General features: G+C 67.6%; 15 protein-coding genes. 6 read left to right on the top strand and 9 right to left on the bottom strand.

Annotated features, from left to right (window positions below):
- Nucleotides 1–5 precede the first annotated feature (5 nt).
- On the bottom strand, nt 6–941 hold the full coding sequence (locus ACFQQC_RS03315; protein ID WP_376859661.1) for a Gfo/Idh/MocA family protein: 936 nt from the start codon (nt 939–941) through the stop codon (nt 6–8).
- 5 nt (nt 942–946) lie between these two features.
- Nucleotides 947–2116, bottom strand: a complete 1170-nt coding sequence (locus ACFQQC_RS03310; protein WP_376859659.1) for a DegT/DnrJ/EryC1/StrS family aminotransferase — start codon at nt 2114–2116, stop codon at nt 947–949.
- Between the two features lie 162 nt (nt 2117–2278).
- Here ACFQQC_RS03310 and ACFQQC_RS03305 point away from each other — a divergent pair, with 162 nt between their 5' ends.
- Nucleotides 2279–2791, top strand: coding sequence for a D-glycero-alpha-D-manno-heptose-1,7-bisphosphate 7-phosphatase (locus ACFQQC_RS03305; RefSeq protein ID WP_376859657.1), 513 nt, complete (start codon nt 2279–2281; stop codon nt 2789–2791).
- 85 nt (nt 2792–2876) lie between these two features.
- Entirely contained in the window at nt 2877–3752 is an 876-nt protein-coding gene (locus ACFQQC_RS03300; protein WP_376859655.1) for an alpha/beta fold hydrolase, read from the top strand.
- An 81-nt stretch (nt 3753–3833) separates the two neighbouring features.
- Here ACFQQC_RS03300 and ACFQQC_RS03295 read toward each other — a convergent pair whose 3' ends face one another.
- The gene (locus tag ACFQQC_RS03295) at nt 3834–5927 is read right to left on the bottom strand and encodes an NAD(+) synthase (RefSeq protein ID WP_376859653.1); all 2094 of its coding nucleotides are present in this window, start codon (nt 5925–5927) and stop codon (nt 3834–3836) included.
- A gap of 70 nt (nt 5928–5997) precedes the next feature.
- Here ACFQQC_RS03295 and ftsY point away from each other — a divergent pair, with 70 nt between their 5' ends.
- From ftsY to ACFQQC_RS03280, 3 genes are all read left to right on the top strand, one after another.
- Nucleotides 5998–6933, top strand: a complete 936-nt coding sequence (ftsY, locus tag ACFQQC_RS03290; protein ID WP_376859651.1) for a signal recognition particle-docking protein FtsY — start codon at nt 5998–6000, stop codon at nt 6931–6933.
- A 2-nt stretch (nt 6934–6935) separates the two neighbouring features.
- A complete protein-coding gene (locus ACFQQC_RS03285; protein WP_376859649.1) occupies nt 6936–7607 on the top strand; it encodes an inner membrane-spanning protein YciB in 672 nt (223 codons plus the stop codon).
- A gap of 77 nt (nt 7608–7684) precedes the next feature.
- Nucleotides 7685–8299 carry a MarR family winged helix-turn-helix transcriptional regulator gene (locus ACFQQC_RS03280; protein WP_376859647.1) on the top strand — a complete coding sequence of 205 codons (615 nt, stop codon included), beginning with the start codon at nt 7685–7687 and terminating at the stop codon, nt 8297–8299.
- A gap of 207 nt (nt 8300–8506) precedes the next feature.
- Here the strand turns inward: ACFQQC_RS03280 and ACFQQC_RS03275 are convergent, their stop codons facing one another.
- From ACFQQC_RS03275 to ACFQQC_RS03265, 3 genes are all read right to left on the bottom strand, one after another.
- Complete coding sequence (locus ACFQQC_RS03275; RefSeq protein ID WP_376859645.1) at nt 8507–10687, bottom strand: prolyl oligopeptidase family protein; 2181 nt, start codon at nt 10685–10687, stop codon at nt 8507–8509.
- Between the two features lie 147 nt (nt 10688–10834).
- Nucleotides 10835–13009, bottom strand: a complete 2175-nt coding sequence (locus ACFQQC_RS03270; protein WP_376859643.1) for a prolyl oligopeptidase family protein — start codon at nt 13007–13009, stop codon at nt 10835–10837.
- 101 nt (nt 13010–13110) lie between these two features.
- A complete protein-coding gene (locus ACFQQC_RS03265; RefSeq protein ID WP_376859641.1) occupies nt 13111–13974 on the bottom strand; it encodes a potassium channel family protein in 864 nt (287 codons plus the stop codon).
- A 60-nt stretch (nt 13975–14034) separates the two neighbouring features.
- On the opposite strand from ACFQQC_RS03265, the gene dapF reads away from it, so the two are divergent.
- Nucleotides 14035–14868, top strand: a complete 834-nt coding sequence (gene dapF / locus ACFQQC_RS03260; protein WP_376859639.1) for a diaminopimelate epimerase — start codon at nt 14035–14037, stop codon at nt 14866–14868.
- On the opposite strand, the gene ACFQQC_RS03255 is transcribed toward dapF, so the two are convergent.
- Genes ACFQQC_RS03255 through ACFQQC_RS03245 form a run of 3 tightly spaced genes read right to left on the bottom strand, consistent with a single transcriptional unit; the run spans nt 14865 to nt 18387 of the window.
- Nucleotides 14865–15050 carry a hypothetical protein gene (locus ACFQQC_RS03255; RefSeq protein WP_376859637.1) on the bottom strand — a complete coding sequence of 62 codons (186 nt, stop codon included), beginning with the start codon at nt 15048–15050 and terminating at the stop codon, nt 14865–14867. The genes dapF and ACFQQC_RS03255 overlap by 4 nt on opposite strands.
- A complete protein-coding gene (locus ACFQQC_RS03250; protein WP_376859635.1) occupies nt 15047–16246 on the bottom strand; it encodes a PepSY-associated TM helix domain-containing protein in 1200 nt (399 codons plus the stop codon). Before ACFQQC_RS03250 ends, ACFQQC_RS03255 begins: the two co-directional genes overlap by 4 nt.
- Complete coding sequence (locus tag ACFQQC_RS03245; RefSeq protein WP_376859633.1) at nt 16156–18387, bottom strand: TonB-dependent receptor; 2232 nt, start codon at nt 18385–18387, stop codon at nt 16156–16158. Before ACFQQC_RS03245 ends, ACFQQC_RS03250 begins: the two co-directional genes overlap by 91 nt.
- Between the last annotated feature and the right edge of the window lie 126 nt (nt 18388–18513).

Below are 18513 nucleotides of genomic sequence, written 5' to 3'. Positions count from 1 at the left end.
AGGGATCAGCCCTCGCCGAGACAGCGCAGGGCCACTTCCAGATTGCGCAGGCCGTCCTCGCCGGTGACCGCGGGGGTCTCGCCGGTGCGGATGGCGTGGGCGAAGGCTTCCAGCTCCTTCTTGAGCGGCTCGTTCGGCCAGCTCATCACGCCGCGGGTCGAATAGCTGCCGTCGGGCTGCTGACCGAAATACTCGGTGACCTGGCGGGTCATCAGGTCGGCGACCACGAACTTGCCCTTGGTGGCGACCTGCAGAGTGCGGGTCTTGTAGGGCGTGACCCAGTTGGTGGTGATGTGGGCGATCACCCCGTTCTCCAGCCGGAACTGGAGCAGGGCCGTGTCCTCGCGTTCGGCCTTGGTGCGGGCCAGCTGCGGCTGGACCTCGACGATCTCGCTGTCGGTCAGGTGGCGGATGATGTCGATGTCATGCACCGCCAGATCGATGACCACGCCCACCTCGCCCATGCGAGGCGGGAAGGGGCCGACGCGGGTGATCTGGATGGAGATGACCTCCTCGCCCTGGATGGCGCGTTTCACCGCATCCACCGCCGGGTTGAAGCGCTCGACCTGGCCGACCATCAGGACGCGGTTGTTGGCCTTGGCTGCGTCGATCATCCGCTGGGCGTCGGCGACGGTGGCGGCGATGGGCTTCTCGACCAGGACGTGGACGCCCTTTTCGAGCAGGGCCACCGACAGGTCGGCGTGGAAGCGGTTCGGCGTGGCCACAACGGCGGCGTCGAGGCCGGCGGCGACGAAGTCCCCGGCGGTGGTGAAGGCGGCGGCCTCATACAGGCCGGCCACACCCTCGGCGGTGGCGGCGTCGGGATCGAAGACGGCGGTCAGGTTGACGTCACGGATGTCAGACAGGACGCGGGCATGGTTGCGGCCCATGACGCCGACGCCGGCGACGCCGACCTTGAGCGGGGTGGTCTGGACGGTCATGCGGATCAACCCTTGAACGAAGCGACGGCGGCGATGATGCGGTCCTGGGTGGCTTCGTCCAGATCCGCGTGCATCGGCAGGCTGAACACCCGGTCCTTGAGTCGCTCGGTGACCGGCAGGCCGCCCTCGCCGCGCGGGAAGTGGCTGTAGGCCGGCTGCATGTGCAGGGGCACCGGATAGTAGACGGCGGTCGGCACGCCCTGTTCCTTCAGGTGGGCGATCAGGCCGTCGCGGTTGTCATGCTCGACGGTGTACTGGGCCCAGTTGGAGATGTTCCCGGCGGGCACGTCCGGCACGGCGGCGACGTGGGGGCGCAGACCCTCGTTGTAGCGGGCGGCGATGCGGTTGCGCCATTCGATCTCCTCGCCGAAGACCTTCAGCTTCTCGATCAGGACGGCGGCCTGGATGGTGTCCAGACGGCTGTTCATGCCGATGCGCATGGCGAGGTATTTGGGGTCGTGGTCGAAGGCGGCGGCCGCGCCGGACTCAAGATCCTTGGCCACGACCTTGCCGTGGACGCGGTAGGAATCGATCTCCTGCGCCAGATCGTCGTCATTGGTCAGGATCGCGCCGCCGTCGCCGTAGCAACCCAGCGGCTTGGCCGGGAAGAAGCTGGTGGTGGTGACGTCGGCCCACTTCAGCGGGTGCTCGCCGTTGATGGTGCAGCCGAAGCCCTGGGCCGAATCCGAGATCAGCTTCAGGCCGTGCCTGTCGCAGATGGCCTTGATGGCCGGATAGTCGGCGGGTTGGCCGAACAGGTCGACGGCGATGACCACGCGCGGGGTCAGGCGGCCCTCGGCCTTGATCCCCGCGATGGCGCGCTCCAGCGCGGCCGGGTCCATGTTGTAGGTGACCGGATCGACGTCGACGAAGACCGGCTCGGCATTGGTCCAGGGCACGATCTCGGCGGTCGCGGTGAAGGTGAAGCTGGGCACGAAGACCGCGTCTCCGGCGCCGACGCCCCAGGCCATCAGCGGCAGGACGAGGGCGTCGGTGCCGTTGGCGCAGCCAAGGGCATGCTTCGCCTGACCAAAGGCGGCCAGATCGGCCTCGAACTGGCGAACCTGCGGGCCCATGACCCAGGCGCCGCCGACGACGGCCTCCTGAACGGCGGCCTCGATCTTGCCGGCCAGACGCAGGCGCTGGGCCTGAAGGTCGATGAAGGGAATGCTCATGCTTGATCTCCGGTCGCGGTCGCGCGGGCGGGGCGACGCGAAACGAACGCGCCGGTGAGGTTGGCCGCTCCCTAACAAATCCCGGGCGGTCGCGCCAAATCGCCCGGGGTCACTTCGGGTGAGGGATTGCAACGAACGGTTCGGGCGCCTATCCCAAGGCCCATGTCGATCAGCCATCCCGCTGTGTTCCTCGATCGTGACGGCGTTCTGATCGAGGACACCGGCTATCCGCATCTGGAATCCGAGCTGCGCATGATGCCCGGCGCCGCCGAGGCCGTGCGGCGTCTGAACCGGCTCGGCTATCTGTGCGTGATCGTGACCAACCAGTCCGGGGTCGCGCGGGGTCTGTTCACCGAAGACCAGATGCACGCCTTCAATGACGTGATCGTGCGTCGGCTGGCGGTCGGCGGCGGACGGATCGGGGCGGTCTATGCCTGTCCCTATCACTCCGAGGGCCGGGTCGAGGCCTATATCCATCCGGACCATCCGGACCGGAAGCCCAATCCGGGCATGATCCTGCGGGCCATCGCCGATCACGATATCGATCCGGCGAGGAGCTTCATGATCGGCGACCAGCCGAGCGACATGGAGGCCGCGAAACGCGCGGGCCTTCCCGGCTTCCGCTTCGAGGGCGGAAATCTGGACGACTTCGTTCGCGAACTTCTCGGCCACTGAGACGCTTCTGAATTGATCGTCAGGCTTCGTCCGGTGGGATTTCCCGTCCGGATGAAATACCCTTCCTTCCATGACCGGAGACCGCATGACCCAGCCCTTCGTGGATCGCCGTTGGACCACCGCGGACGGCCTGAGCCTGTATGCGCGGGACTATGCGCCCGCGGGCGGTCCGGCCAAGCTGCCGGTCATCTGCATCCACGGGCTGACCCGCAACTCGAAGGATTTCGAGGTCATCGCCCCCCTGATCGCGCAGAGCGGGCGTCGGGTGCTGGCCATCGACGTGCGCGGGCGGGGGCTGTCGGACGTGGCGCAGGATCCGATGACCTACCAACCCGCCACCTATGCCCAGGATGCGCTGGCCCTGCTGGCGCAGACGGGGATCGAGCGGGCGATCTTCGTCGGCACCTCGATGGGCGGGCTGATCACCATGGCGCTGGCCGCGATCCGCTCGAAGGTGATCGCCGCGGCCATCATCAACGACGTCGGCCCCGAGGTGGCCAAGGAAGGCTTGGCCCGGATCGCCGCCTACTCCGGCCAGCCGGTGGACACCCCGACCTGGGCCGAGGCGGCCGCCTATGCGAAGAAAATCAACGCCGTCGCCTTCCCGCACTATACCGACGCCGACTGGGACGCCTTCGCCGCCCGCATCTTCCGCGAAGGGACCGAGGGCGCGCCGGTGCTGAACTACGATCCGGACATCGCCGTGCCGATCAAGGCGGCGGGCGCCAAGGCGCTGGTTCCGAACCTGTGGCCGATGTTCGGGCGTCTGACACGCGGCCGACCAGTGCTGCTGGTGCGGGGCGAGACCTCGGACCTGCTCAGCGAGGCGATCGCCAACAAGATGCGCAAGCGCGCGCCCAAGATGGATTTCGTCGAGGTGCCCGGCGTCGGCCACGCCCCGATGCTGGACGAACAGGCGGCGCGGGCGGCGATCTTCCCGTTCCTGAATGAACTGCCGTGACGAGGCAGTAGGCAGTAGGCAATAGCAGGGTTTGTTCCCTCCACCGCCCGTCTGCGATCCTACTGCCTACTGCCTACTGGCTCAGCCGGGAACGTTCGTTTCCAACTCGTCGATCCAGACCTTCGCCGTCGCATCGGACGGTGCGCGCCAGTCGCCGCGGGGGCTGAGCGAACCGCCGGTGACGACCTTGGGCCCGTTCGGCACGGCGGAGCGCTTGAACTGGCTGGTCTGGAAGAAGCGGTAGAGGAATTTCCGCAGCCATCCCTTGATGGTCGGCAGGTCGTATTCGACCTTTTCGTCCTCCGGCGTGCCCTCGGGCCAGTGGCCGGTTGAGGCGTCTTTCCAGGCCTGATGCGCCAGATAGGCCACCTTGGACGGGCTCAGGCCGAAGCGGGTGATGTAGAACAGGAAGAAGTCGTTCAGGGCATAGGGGCCGACGGTGGCCTCGGTCGACTGGATCTGGCCGTCCTTGGCGGGCACCAGTTCGGGCGAAATCTCGGTGTCCAGAATGGCGTGCAGGATGCGGGCGGTGTCGCCGCCGTGTTCCTTGGCCGCCACCCAGCGGATCAGGTGCCGGATCAGGGTCTTCGCCACGCCGCCGTTGACGTTGTAGTGGCTCATGTGGTCGCCGACGCCGTAGGTGGCCCAGCCCAGCGCCAGTTCCGACAGGTCGCCGGTGCCCAGAACGATGCCGCCGTGGTGGTTGGCCAGCCGGAACAGATAGTCGGTCCGCAGCCCCGCCTGCACATTCTCGAAGGTGATGTCGTGGACCGGCTCGCCCTTCGCGAACGGATGACCGATGTCGGTCAGCATCCGCTCGGCGGCGGGGCGGATGTCGATCTCGTCGCCGGTCACGCCCAGCGCCTTCATCAGGGCCCATGCGTTGGACTTCGTGCCGTCCGAGGTGGCGAAGCCGGGCATGGTGAAGGCGAGGATGCCGGTGCGCGGCAGACCTAGCCGGTCGAACGCGCGGCAGGCGACCAGCAGGGCCTGCGTCGAATCCAGTCCGCCCGACACGCCAATGATCAGCGTCTTCGACCCCGTCGCCTTCAGCCGCCGCATCAGGCCCTGCACCTGGATGTTGAAGGCCTCGTAGCAGTCCTGGTCCAGCCGGGCGGGATCGTCGGGCACGAAGGGGAAGCGGTCGAGGGGGCGCAGGAGGGGACCGGTTTGCGGTCCTTTCGGCGCGTCATCGCTCTCGATCTGAATGCGATAGAACCGGTCGTCTTCCGGTGTGCGATCGCGCTCCAGACGGGCGCAGTCGGCGAAGGTGCCGGTGCGCAGTCGCTCCAGCCCGATCCGCTCCACATCGATGTCGGCGACGGTCAGATGGGCCTCGGTCGAGAAGCGCGGGCCCTGCGCTAGGCGGGCGCCCAGTTCGTGGATGGTGGCCTGTCCGTCCCAGGCCAGATCGGTGGTCGACTCGCCCCAGCCCGAGGCGGTGAACACATAGGCGGAGGCCGTGCGGGCCGAATGGCTGGCCGACAGCAGATCGCGCTCGTCCGCCTTGCCGATGACGATGTTGGAGGCCGACAGGTTCAGCAGGATGCGGGCGCCGGCCAAGGCCGCGCGCGTCGAGGGCGGCAGGGGCGCCCAGTAGTCCTCGCAGATCTCGACGGCGAAGGTGAAGCCGGGGCGACCCTCAACCTCGAAAATCCGCCGACTTGTCAGCGCTGTCCAGTCGCCGGCGAGTTGGAAGTGTTCGTAGGTGTCCGCGCCGGAGGCGAACCAGCGCTTCTCATAGTATTCCCTGTAGTTGGGCAGGAAGGTCTTGGGCACGACGCCCTGGACCTGCTCGCCCGCCAGCACGAGGGCGCAGTTGTACAGGGCGTCGCCATTGCGAACCGGGGCGCCGACGACGGCGATCACTCCGGCCATCTGCGCCGCGGCGGCCAGCGGCTTGATGCAGGTTTCGACCTGGGCCAGCAGCGCGTCCTGCATCAGCAGGTCGTCGATGGCGTAGCCGGTCAGGCTGAGCTCGGGAAAAACAATCAGGTCCACGCCCTGGGCGCCGGCCTGCTCGATCAGGGCGACGTGCTCCAGCAGGTTGGCGGCCGGGTCGGCGGTGTGCACGACGGGGGTCGCGGCGGCGACGCGCACGAAGCCCTGGTTGCGGGGGGCGTGGAACGGTTCGGTCCGAGGCAAGGCGCGATCCTTCAGGGGTCTTTTGCTCATATAGAGCCAAAGGGAGGTTGCGGCTACGTTAGCCCGTGACCTGACGAACGCCGACCGCTAAACGGGGATCATGACCGATACGCCGAAAAAAGGCTGGTTCTCCCGCCTGACCGAAGGCCTGAGCCGCTCGTCCAAGCAGATGACCGAACAGGTCGTCGCCACCTTCGTGAAGGAGCCGCTCAGCGACAAGGCGCTGGAGCAGCTGGAAGAGCATCTGCTGGAAAGCGATCTGGGGCCGGCGGCGACCGACCGGATCGTCGAACGCTTCCGCGAGCTGCGCTTCTCCGCGGGCGCCAATGAGGTTGAGGTCAAGGAGGCTCTGGCCGAGGCCGTGGCCGCCGAACTGATCAACCACGAGGCCCGCTATGAGCCGCTGGGCGGCGACAAGCCGTTCGTGACCCTGTTCGTCGGCGTCAATGGCTCGGGCAAGACGACGACCCTGGGCAAGATCGCCTCGGACCTGACGGCGCAGGGCGCCAAGGTGATGATCGTGGCCTGCGACACCTTCCGCGCCGCCGCTCGCGAGCAGCTGAAGGTCTGGGCCGAACGGGCCGGGGCGACGTTCGAGAGCCGCCGCGACGGCGCCGACGCCGCCGGTCTGGCCTTTGACGCCTATACCCGCGCCAAGGCCGAGGGCTTTGACGTGGTCCTGATCGACACCGCCGGGCGGTTGCAGAACAAGACCCAGCTGATGGACGAGCTGCTGAAGATCGTTCGGGTGCTGAAGAAGGTCGATCCGTCGGCCCCGCATGAGACCCTGCTGGTGCTGGACGCCACCGTCGGCCGCAATGCGCTGGAGCAGGAAAAGATCTTCGGCCGGACGGCCTATGTGTCCGGCGTGGTGATGACCAAGCTGGACGGCACGGCGCGCGGCGGGGTGCTGGTCCCCGTCGCCCAGGCTTCGGACGCCCCGATCAAGCTGATCGGCGTGGGCGAGGGCGTTGACGACCTGCAACCCTTCGACGCCCGCGCGTTTTCCCGCTCGCTGGTCGGACTGGAGAACTGAAGATGACCGAAGCCACTGAACGTCGCGGTTCCAGCATCCGTCAGGCTGTCGATTTCGGCGCGCTCGTCGCCTTCCTGGCCGCCTACGCCTTCATGCGGTTCGTGCTGAAGCAGGACAGCACCGAGGCCATGCTGCATTCGACCTGGGTGCTGGTCGGGGCCTCGGCCATCGCCCTGGCGGTCGGCTGGATCGTCGAACGAAGACTGGCGCCCCTGCCGCTGCTGACCGGCGGCTTCGCCCTGCTGTTCGGCGTGCTGACGCTGGTGTTCCACGATCCCAAGCTGCTGCAGATCAAAATCACGGTGCAGAACGCCCTTCTGGCGGCGGTGCTGCTGGGGTCGCTGCCGCTGCGCAAATACCCGTTCAAATATCTGCTGGGCGAGGCGCTGAAGATCACGGACGCCGGCTGGCGCGGCCTGACCCTGCGCTATGGTCTGTATTTCGCCGTCGTGGCGGTGGTGAACGAACTGGTGCGCAATCCGGCGGTGGTCGAGGCGACGCTGCAGGCCCTGAACCGCCCGCCGGCGGATCCCTATGACGTCTGGATGGCCTTCCGGGGCGGACTGTGGATGGCGTCGGCCGCCTTCGGCATCTGGCAGGTCTTCTTCATCATGAAGCACATGATCAGGGATGATGAGCCCGCCGAGCCGGTTTCTCCGGACACGGGACTCTGACGGTTAAAGGATTGTCCGTCGTCAAACCGTAAAATGCGGCTGATAGCTGTACCGCATAGCCGAGGGGATACGGTTCGATGGTCAAGTCCGGAAACAAGCCCAAGCGTGGCGGCGCCCTTGCGGGATCGCCCAGTCACCTGATCCACCGCGCCCTGCAGCTGGCGCTGGATGTCTATTCCGAAGAGATGGGGCCGGACGGTCTGACCCAGCGTCAGTTCGCTGTGCTGGAGGCGGTCAGCCACAAGGCGGGCCTGACCCAGACCGATCTGGTGCGCGCCACCGGCATCGACCGCTCGACCCTGGCGGATCTGGTCGCCCGCATGACCACCAAGGGTCTGCTGGACCGCGAGAAGTCGACGCTGGACGCCCGCGCCAAGGCGGTGCGCCTGTCACCGGCCGGCGAGGCCGCTCTGGAGGCCGCCCGCCCGCGCGTCGAGGCCGCCGACAAGCGGATCATGGGTCTGCTGCCCAAGGGCAAGCGCGACGTCTTCCTGGATCTGCTGGGCGAACTGGCCGGCGAAGCCGACGCCGCTCCGGTCAAGGCCAAGGCCGAAGCCAAGGCCGCCAAGAAGGCCGCCCGCGATCTGAAGAAGGCTGAAAAGGCCGCGAAGAAGGCTGAGAAACCCGCCAAGGCGCCGAAGGCTGAAAAGCCCGCCAAGGTGAAGAAGGACAAGGTGGCGGAGCCGGCTTGAGCCGCTCTGGGTGAGCTTGGGGCGGTGGGCGGTGAGCCCAGCCAGTGATTAGTGGTTAGTGATTAGTGGTTCGATGCCGCGCGCGTCGGCGCGTGGATTGTGGGCACCGACGCTGAAACCGCCACCCACTAATCACTAACCACTAATCACTTCCCTGCCGCCGTCAGGGCCGGATAGTCGCTCCTGTCGACGGAGCGGCCGCACACCTCAGTCCATCAACTGCTGCGCCAGATAGACGTAGTGGCGCGCCCAGCGGCGGGCGTTGGCGACCGGATCGGCGTCGTTCGAGTGACCGCCGGCGGTGTCCTCATAATAGAGGTGGTCGTAGCCCATATCGCCCAGACGGGCCGCGAATTTGCGGGCGTGGCCCGGGTGGACGCGGTCGTCGCGGGTGTTGGTGGTGATGTAGACGCGCGGATAGTTCGCGCCCGGACGAAGCTGCTGATAGGCCGAATAGCGGGCGATCCAGGCGGCTTCCTCGGGGATGCGCGGGTCGCCGTACTCGCCGATCCACGAGGCCCCGGCGGGCAGCTCGTGATAGCGCAGCATGTCGATCAGCGGGCTCTCGATGACCGCCGCATTGAACAGATCCGGATGCTGGGTGATCGACACCGAGGTCAGCACCCCGCCGTTCGACCGGCCATAGATGCCCAGACGGCGCGGCGAGGTGATGCCCCGCTGCTCCAGATCCCGGGCGACCGCGGCGAAGTCGTCGAAGGCCCGCTGGCGGTTTTCGTTCAGCGCCGCCTGGTGCCACTGCGGGCCGAACTCGCCGCCGCCCCGGATATTGGCCTGGACAAAGACGCCGCCGTTCTCGAGCCACAGCTTGCCCATCTCCGGCTTGTAGGCGGGCGGGAAGGAGGCCTGGAAACCGCCGTAGCCGAACAGGATGGTCGGCGCGGGGCCGCTCTGGTCGCGCGGGCGGGTGACGAAATAGGGGATGCGGACGCCATCGGACGACACCGCTTCGAACTGTTCGGTGACGTGGGTCGAGGCGTCGAACTTGGCCGGGGCGGTCTTCAGGGCCGTCAGCTCATCGGCTCCGGCGTCCAGAAGGTTGAGGGTCGGCGGCGTCAAGAAGCCTTGGGTCGAGACGAACATCTGCCCCGACCCGCGCGAGACGTCACCGATGCCGACCGCGCTGTTCTCAGGCGCCGCGACCGGTGTCGAGGTCCATACAGGCCGGCCGTCGCGCTCGAAGGCGAACCGACGCAGCGTGCCGACGACATTGTCCGAGATGGCGATCACAAGATCATTGTCGAAGATGGCGACGTCCTGGACCGATTGGCGCGGGTTCGGTTGGAAAACCGTCTGCGGATCGCCATGCAACGGCGGCGGACCCATTCCCGGCGCGCCGAGAACGCGGAGCGGCATCGCCAGCACCGTGCCGGCGGGATACTCGCGCCCGCGGTTGGGAGACCAAGCCTGCTCGATCGTGAAGATCAGCTGGTTTTCACGCAGAGAGCCCGTCATGATCCCATGCGTCGAAACGCGTTCGGGCAGCTCCAGCTTGGTCGCCGTGCCATCGACCAGACGCCAGATCTCGGAGCGGAAGGTGTCGAGCGGGCGGTTGATCAGGACCGCCTGGATCGTGCCCGCGCCGTCGCGGAAGACCGAGGGGCTGACGCCATAACCGCCGTCAGCGGCGTCGCCGCGATAAACCTCGGTCGCCTGCGCCAGCGTCTGGCCGCGTTTCAGGGATTTGACGATGAAGGGGTAACCGCTCTCGGTCAGGGTGCCCGCGCCGAAGTCGGTGGCGACCAGAAGCGTGTCGCGGTCCAGCCAGCTGATGCGGTGCTTGCCTTCCGGCACGATGAAACCGCGGTCCACGAAGGCCCTGGTCGTGGTGTCGAACTCGCGCACGACCACGGCGTCCTTGCCGCCGTCCGACAGGTTGATCAGGCAGCGGGTCTCATCCGGGGCCAGGCAGCTGGCGCCCTTGAACACCCAGTCCCTGCCCTCGACGCGGGACAGGGCGTCGATGTCGAGCAGGGTCTCCCATTGGGTATCGGCCGAGCGATAGCTGTCCAGCGTGGTGCGGCGCCAGACGCCCTTGGGATTGGCCGCGTCCTGCCAGAAGTTTCCGATGCCGTCGCCGAGGAAGCTGGGCGCCGGAATCCGGTCGGTGGCGGTCAGGATGGCCTCGGCCTCCTGACGGAAGGTCTCGTAGCGCGGGTCGTTGGTCAGGCTGGCCAGCGCCCGCTCGTTGGACGCCGCGACGAAGGCCATGGCCTCGGTCCCGTTGACCTCCTCCAGCGCCAGATGATCGTCCGCCGCGCGCACGCCGGCAGGCGTCAGGTCGGCGGGGAAGTGGGGCGGGGTTTGCTGCGCAAAGGCGGGGGCGGCGATGGCCACCACGGCCACACCCATCATCAGGGACTTCATCATCAACGAAACTCCGCGCATCAATTCCTCCCCTTCAGGGGAGGGGGACCATCCGAAGGATGGTGGAGGGGTATTGGACCGTGCGCGGTGGAGGCGCCCCTCCACCGCTTCGCGGTTCCCCTCCCCCGAGGGGGAGGGACTTCAGTCTGCCTACTCCTCCGCCGGCGTGTCCATCAGGCGGCGGGTCAGATAGGTGTACTCCAGCGCCAGACGGCGGGCGGTTTCCTGCAGGTTGGCGCCGGCCGCGTGGCCGCCGTCGGTGTTTTCATAAAACAGGACCGGGTAGCCCAGCTCCTCCAGACGCGCCGCCGCCTTGCGGGCGTGGCCCGGGTGGACGCGGTCATCCTTGGTCGAGGTGTGGATGAAGACCTCCGGATAGGGCTGGCCGGCGGCGAGGCGCTGGTAGGGCGAATACTGCTCGATCCAGGCGCGCTGTTCCGGAACGTCCGGGTTGCCGTATTCGGCGATCCACGAGGCGCCCGCGAGCAGCTTGTGGAAGCGCAGCATGTCGAACAGGGGCACCTGGATGACCGCGCCGTTGATCAGGTCCGGACGCTGGGTCAGCATGGCGCCCATGAACAGGCCGCCCTGCGAGCCGCCCATGATGCCCAGATGCGGCTGGCTGGTGATGTTGCGGGCGGTCAGGTCCAGGGCCACGGCCTGGAAGTCCTCGTGCGCGCGCTGGCGGTTCTGCTGCAGCGCCGCCTGGTGCCAGCGCGGACCGAACTCGCCGCCGCCACGGGTGTTGGCGATGACATAGACGCCGCCGCGCTCCAGCCACAGCTTGCCGACGGTGGCCGAATAGCCGGGCAGCAGGGAGCTCTGGAAACCGCCGTAGCCGTACAGCAGGGTGGCGTTCGAGCCGTCCATCGGCATGTCGCCCTTATGGACGACGAAGTAGGGGATCATGGTCCCGTCGGCGCTGCGGGCCTCGAACTGCTCGACCACCATGCCGGTGGCGTCGAACTTGGCGGGCAGGGACTTCACCACCTCGGCCTGGGTCGTCGAAGCGTCGGCCAGATAGAGGCTGGACGGGTTCAGATAGCCGGCGACGCTGACGAAGACCTTATCGTCGCGGTCCGAGGCCGAGCCGACGCCGACGGTGACGTTCTGCGGCAGGTCCAGACGGGTGCGGGCCCATTCGCCGGACGGGTTGGGCTCATAGACATAGACCGAGCCGCGCACGTTTTCGTACAGGGCGACCACGAGCTTGTTGCGGGTGTTGGTGATGCCCTCGATGGCCTCGCGCTCGGTGGGGCGGATGACCAGCTGGGCGGGCGTCGCCGGGTTGGCCAGCCATTGATCGAGGTTCCAGGCGATGACGTCGCCGGTCTTGAACTCCTGGCCCGAGGGCGCGGTCCAGTCCTGATCGGTGGTGACCACCAGTTGACCCTGAACCAGGGCGTTGATGTTCGACTTGGCCGGCAGCTGCAGCTGGGTCGTCGTGCCGTCGGCGTTCAGACGCCAGGTCTCGCCCTCGTAGAAATTGATCCCGCGGTTGATCAGGGTCGCCTTCGCGGCCCCATCAGCGTCACGCAGCACATAGCCGCTGACCGAGACGTCGGTCTGCTGGCCTTCGAAGATGACCGGGGCCTGATCCAGCGACTGGCCACGACGCAGCAGGCGCACGGTGCGCGGATAGCCCGAGTCCGTCAGGCTGCCTTCGCCGAAGTCGCGCGAGATCAGCAGGGTGTTCTCATCTATCCACGACGCGCCGCCCTTGGACTCCGGCAGGTTGAAGCCGTCGGCGACGAAGGTGCGGGTGGCGCGGTCGAACTCGCGGATGGTGACGGCGTCCTTGCCGCCGTCCGACAGGCTGACCAGGCAGCGGGTCTGTTCCGGCGGCAGGCAGGTCACGCCCTTGTAGACCCAGTTCTTGCCCTCGGCGGTCGACAGGGCGTCGATGTCGAGAATGGTCTCCCACACCGGCTCGGCCGTGCGGTAGCTGTCCAGGGTGGTGGTGCGCCAGATGCCGCGCACATGGCTGGCGTCCTGCCAGAAATTGTCCAGCGTGCCGTCGTGGTTGAAGCCGACGCCCGGGATGCGGTCACGCGACTGGACGATCTCCAGCGCCTGGGCGTGCAGTTGGGCGTAGCGGGGGTCGCCCTGCAGGACGCCGAGCGAATGTTCGTTGTGGGCGCGGACCCATTCCATCGCCCGCTCGCCCTCAACCTCTTCCAGCCACAGATAGGGATCGGTGGCGTCCGAGGTGGCGAAGCCGCCGGCAGCGGGGGCGTGGGCGGAAGCGGGGGCGGTTTGGGCCATGGCGGCGCTCGATAGGGCGGTGGTGGCGAGAAGCGCGGCGAGCGCGGCGGAACGGAACATGTGGGTACTCCCCCGGAAAAAGTCGGCGGCACCTTATCCGTGGCTCGGGGGGCGGCAAGGGATGCGGGACAAACCTTACAGGATTGTCATGCGGCGCGGTGTCACGCGCCTTCGTCGGGGATGCACAGGATCTCGCCGCAGGCCTTGCAGTGGACCGCGTCCGGATCGTGTTTCATCAGCCCGCAGGTCGGGCAGTCGTGGCTGACCTTGTGGGGTCGGAAGACCGTCTGCGCCAGTCGCAGGAACAGGGTGATGCCGGTCAGCATGACGAAGATCGACAGCACTCGCCCCCACGGGCCGGGCAGGGTGATGTCGCCGAAGCCGGTCGTGGTCAGGGTTGCGATGGTGAAATACAGGGCGTCGATGTAGCCGCTCAGGCCCGGGTGCGTGCCGCGGAACGCCGCATAGACGAAGCCGGTCACCACGAAGATGAAGGTGACCAGCGAGGCCAGGGCCTTGGTCACTTCCTCCACCCGGGTGTCGTCGTACTTCTGGCCGATGGTGCGCCAGAAGAACTCCGAATGCAGCAGGGTCCACAGTCGCAACAGCCGCAGGAAGCCGAGGTTGAACAGCCAGTAGGGGAACAGCAGGGTCGCCAGCACGAACAGGTCGACCCATGTCGCCGGCTTCTTGAGCCAGTCCTTGATGTCCGTATGCGCCAGCGCCCGTCCGGTCAGGTCGGCGATCAGGATCAGGGCGATGATGTAATCGACCACATAGAAGACCAACCCCGCCTCATGCAGGATCGGCGCGGCCAGGAAGAAGGCGATGATGGCGAAGTCGATGACGATGACCGCCAGCCGGAACTTCACCGCCAGCGGGGACGTGCCGTGATAGAGATAACGCAGCCGTGCCCGAAGTCTCAGACCTTCGCCTCTCGCGGGCGGCTCCGGGAATTGCGGGGCCTTGTCGCCCTTGCGGGCGGCTTTTCCGACGGTCTTCCGGGCGGGTGCGGCGGTGGTCATGGCCCAGCTTAACGCGGTTCTCTCGTCTCGGGTCCAGTTTGGCCCTATATGCGAACTGTAATGACCCGTCCCTTCCTCAAGATGAACGGCGCCGGCAACGATTTCGTCGTCGTCAATGCGCTCGACACCCCGTTCTCGCCGACGGTCGAACAGGTGCGCGCTATCGCCGATCGCGAGACGGGCGAGGGCTGCGACCAGCTGATCGCCATCGAGCCGAGCGAGAGCGCCGACGCCTTCATGCGCGTGTGGAACAACGACGGGACCATGGTCGAGAACTGCGGGAACGCCCTGCGCTGCGTCGGCTGGCTGCTGATGGAATCGACCGGCAAGGAGCGGGTGGTGATCGACACCGCCGGCGGTCCAACGGTGGCGACCCGCGCGGCGGGCGGCCAAGTGACGGTCGATATGGGCGCGCCGCGGCTGGACTGGGAGCAGGTGCCGCTGGCCGAGGCGATGGACACGCGCGGGATCGAGCTGCAGGTCGGCCCGATTGACGCGCCGCTGCTGCATACGCCCGGCGCCGTCTCGATGGGCAATCCGCATGTGGTCTTCTTTGTCGGCGAGACGCCGGACGACGGCTTCGTGCGCGGTTCGGGCTCACTGGTTGAACACCACCCGCTGTTCCCCGAGGGGGTCAATGTCGGCTTCGTCCACGCCCTGTCGCCGGATCATATCCGCCTGCGGGTGTGGGAGCGCGGCGCGGGCCTGACCAAGGCCTGCGGCACCGGCGCCTGCGCGGCGCTGGTGGCCTCGGCCCGGCGCGGGGTGACCGGGCGCCACGCGACGGTGGAGGTCGATGGCGGTCGGCTGCTGATCGACTGGGACGAGGCGAGCGACCACGTCCTGATGACCGGGCCGGTTGAGGTCGAGCGGACCGGCGTGCTGTCCGTCTAGCGATGTCGCCGGGCGACCAGGGCCCAGATCGTTACCGCGACGCAGGCGCCCAGCCCCAGCCAGCCGATCCAGTCCCAGACGCCGTCGCCCAGCAGGGCGCCGACCAGACCGATCAGGGACAGAATTCCGACCACCAGCGGGATGGCGAAGATGGCCGTCAGGCTGAAGGGGCCGGTCTTCATTTCGCGCCCCGCTTCGCCGACCGATGCTTGACCCACCACAGGTAAAGCCCGCTGCCCAGAATGATGATCGTCGCCAGATCCAGCAGGGCCCAGAGGATCTTGAGCGGCAGGCCGCCGTAGTCGCCGAAATGCAGCGGCTGCGACAGGGACAGGGTCTTCACATACCAGGGCGCGGGGGCCACCGCCGCCAACTCGCCGGTGCGGGCGTCGATCAGGGCGGGCGTGGTCAGATGCTCGGTCAGCGGCGTGTCGCCGTGGAAGAAGACCGCATAGTGGTTGTCGGTCGAATAGGTCGATCCGGGGAAGGCGACGAACTGCAGGGTCATACCGGGCAGGGCCTGTTTCGCCCGCTCAACGGCGGCATTGAGGGAGCTGCGCTCGGTCAGGCTGACCGGGGCGTCATAGGCGGCGGTCAGCTCCTTGAGGGCATCGTCCTTCCAGTAGGCGATGATCGGCACGGCCAGGGTGTTGACCACCCCGGTCACGCCGACGACCAGCACCCAGGCCGCCGTCACCACCCCCAGCAGGTTGTGATAGTCGAGCCAGCGCGTCCGCGCCGCCTTGCCCGCCCGCACCGTGCCAAAGGGCAGGCGGCGCATGAAGGGCGCGTAGAGCACGACGCCCGACACCAGCGGCGCCACCAGCAGCAGGCCCATGGCGCCGAGGAACAGCATCCCCGCCAGCCCGAGGAACATGTCGGTGTGCAGCTGGAGAATGAACTCGATGACCGGGTGACCGGCGACCAGCGGCGCGGCCTCGCCGGTGTACTGGTCGATCGGCTGGAAGCTGTATTTGTCGGCCGGGCCGTTCGGATCGATGCTGGTGACATTCACCACCGGCCGTTCGATGTCGAAACTCATGAAGGCCGGAACCTCGCCCGGCTTGCGGGCGAGGGCGACGTCCAGGATCTGGTCGAGGTTCAGCTTCTGCGCGCCCGCGGCGACGGGCGCGGCCTCCTCATGGCCGAGCAGGACATGGTCCAGCTCATGGGTGAAGACGAGCGGAAGCCCCGTGATGCAGAGCATCAGCAGGAAAATGGTCGAGACCAGGCTCGACCATTTATGCACCCAGCTCCAGGCCCGGATCGTGCCCGGCTTCATCCGGTTCAGAAGTCCGTCGAGATCGAGACGCGGAAGGTGCGCGGGGCGCCCAGCGTCAGATAGTTCGAACCCGGATAGCCGCCGACGGCGACCCACTGGTCTTCATCGGCGATGTTCTCGACCCGCGCACGGACCGTCAGCGGACGGTCGCCCGCCTCGAAGTCGTAGCGCACGCCGGCGTCGAAGCGGGTCCAGCTGCCCAGCTCGAGGGTATTGTCGCCGCTGGCCGCCTGCGATCCGGTGTGGACCGCGCGGCCTTCCAGCGTCAGGCCGGTGACGGTCGGGACGTCCCATTCGACGTTGGCGTTGATCTGGAATTCCGGCACGCCGATGGCGGACTTGCCTTCCAGCGCCGGGTTCAGGGCGCTCTTGATCTCGGTGTCCAGCCAGGTCGCGCCGCCGATCAGGCGCAGGCCCTCGACCGGCTCGCCATAGACGGTCAGTTCGACGCCGCGGTTCTCCTGCTCGCCGCCGTCCGTATAGACGCCGGTGGGCAGGTCCGTCGCCGACCCCGGAGTTCCGTTCGAGGTCAGCGAGAGGAAGGCGCTGGGCAGGGTCGTCTGGAAAACGCTGAGCGTGCCGCCGAACGAACCGGCGTCGTACTTGACCCCAAGCTCGGCCTGTTCGGCGCGGAACGGCTCCAGCACTTCACCCCCGTTGGTGACCACCACGGGGACAGCAGCGTCGCCCCAGCCGGGGACAAGCGAGTTGGCCTGGGCGGGCGCGGTCGTGCCGGGCACGAGGGCTTCGGCATAGTTGGCGTAAAGCGAGATCTGTTCGCTGGGCTTGTAGACCACGGCGAACACCGGGGTGACCGCGTCGCTGGAATAGCCCGAGCCGAAGGCGCCGTCGACGTAGCTGTAGGAGCCCGTCTTGATCTCCTGATAGCGCGCGCCGATCGTGACCAGCAGACGGTCGTCGAGGAGGGACATCATATCCGCCAGCGCGATGCTGGAGGTGCGCGACCGCTCGGTGACTTCCGGATCATTGAAGTCGCCCGAGGTGCTGACATTCACCGGCGGGGCGATGACGACCGGATCGGTCAGGGTGCCGATGGCGAAGCCGCCGAAATTGCCGGCCCAGGCGTTGCGGGACTTGAGCTGGACGTGGGAGGCCGACGCGACCAGACGGTGATCGACCGGACCAGTGGTCAGGTCCATGCGCACGCCGACGTCGCCGGACCAGACGGTGTCTTCACGGACGTTGTCGAACCGGTTGGCGGTCAGGGCGCCGGTCGCGGACGCGTTCGGGTTGGCCAGGACGTTCTCTTCCTTGCCGCTACGGCCGCCGAAGGCCGCCCAGGCCGTGATGCTGTCGGTCAGGTCGAACTCGCCACGGACGGCGCCGAACAGCTGCTCTTCGTCCGTGTAGGTCCACGGCTGGCCGAAATTGCTGTCGGCCGAGGGGGCGTCAGGGATGGCGGTCCCCGGGGTCACGGTCGGGCGCGGCGCCTCGATGCGGTGGTTCTGCCAGCCGAAGTCCGCGGAGAAGCGGGCGCGGTCGCCACGGTGATCGAGGCCCAGGCCGATGACCTGCAGTTCGGCGTTCTGGCGGTCGATGGAGCCTTCGCCGTCACGGGCGGCGACGTTCAGCCGCCCGCCCCATTCGTTGTTCTGGCCGAACCGGCGCGAGAAATCGCCGGCGGCGTAGAGGGCGTCGCCGCCGTCCCAGCCGAGGGTGACGCGGTTCAGAGGCGTGTCCCCGGCGCGCTTCGGCGTCAGGTTGAAGGCGCCGCCGACGCCGGTTCCGCCGGGCGCCGCGCCGTTCAGGAAGGCGGAGGCGCCGCGGAACACTTCAACGCGCTCGACCAGTTCGGCCGCCACGAACTGACGGGGCAGGACGCCGTACAGGCCGTTCCAGGTCATGTCGTCCGAGTACACGGGGAAGCCCCGGATGACGTACAGCTCCTGGAAGTTGCCGAAGCCCTTGGAGACGCGGACGGTCGGGTCGTTCTGGAGCACATCGCCGATGCTGACGGCCTGCTGGTTGCGGACGAGCGCTTCCGTGTAGGCGGTGCTGGAGAATGGGGTGTCCATCACGTCCATCGAGCCGAACAGGCCGACGCGGCCGCCGGTGGCGACCTGACCGCCGGCATAGGGGGGCGCCTGGCGGACTTGCGATCCGGTGACGACGACTTCGCCGAGTTCGGTCGGCTGGGCGTCCTGCGCGAGGGCGGGGGCGGCGGCGAAGGCCATGCCGGCGGCGGTGGACAGCAGGAGAAGGGAGCGGAGCTTCACGGGGGGTCGCCTTGGGGGGAGGGCTGGATTGAGAACGGGTCGCACTATCAGTGTGGTCCGGCCCTTACAACCTTGGCCGTGAGGGTTTGGCGCGCTTGCGGGCGGCCGTGGGCGGGAAAGCGCGCA

It is taken from the genome of Brevundimonas sp. GCM10030266, assembly GCF_042666595.1.
Classification (GTDB): Bacteria; Pseudomonadota; Alphaproteobacteria; order Caulobacterales; family Caulobacteraceae; genus Brevundimonas.
This window is presented reverse-complemented; position numbering and strand designations above follow the sequence as displayed.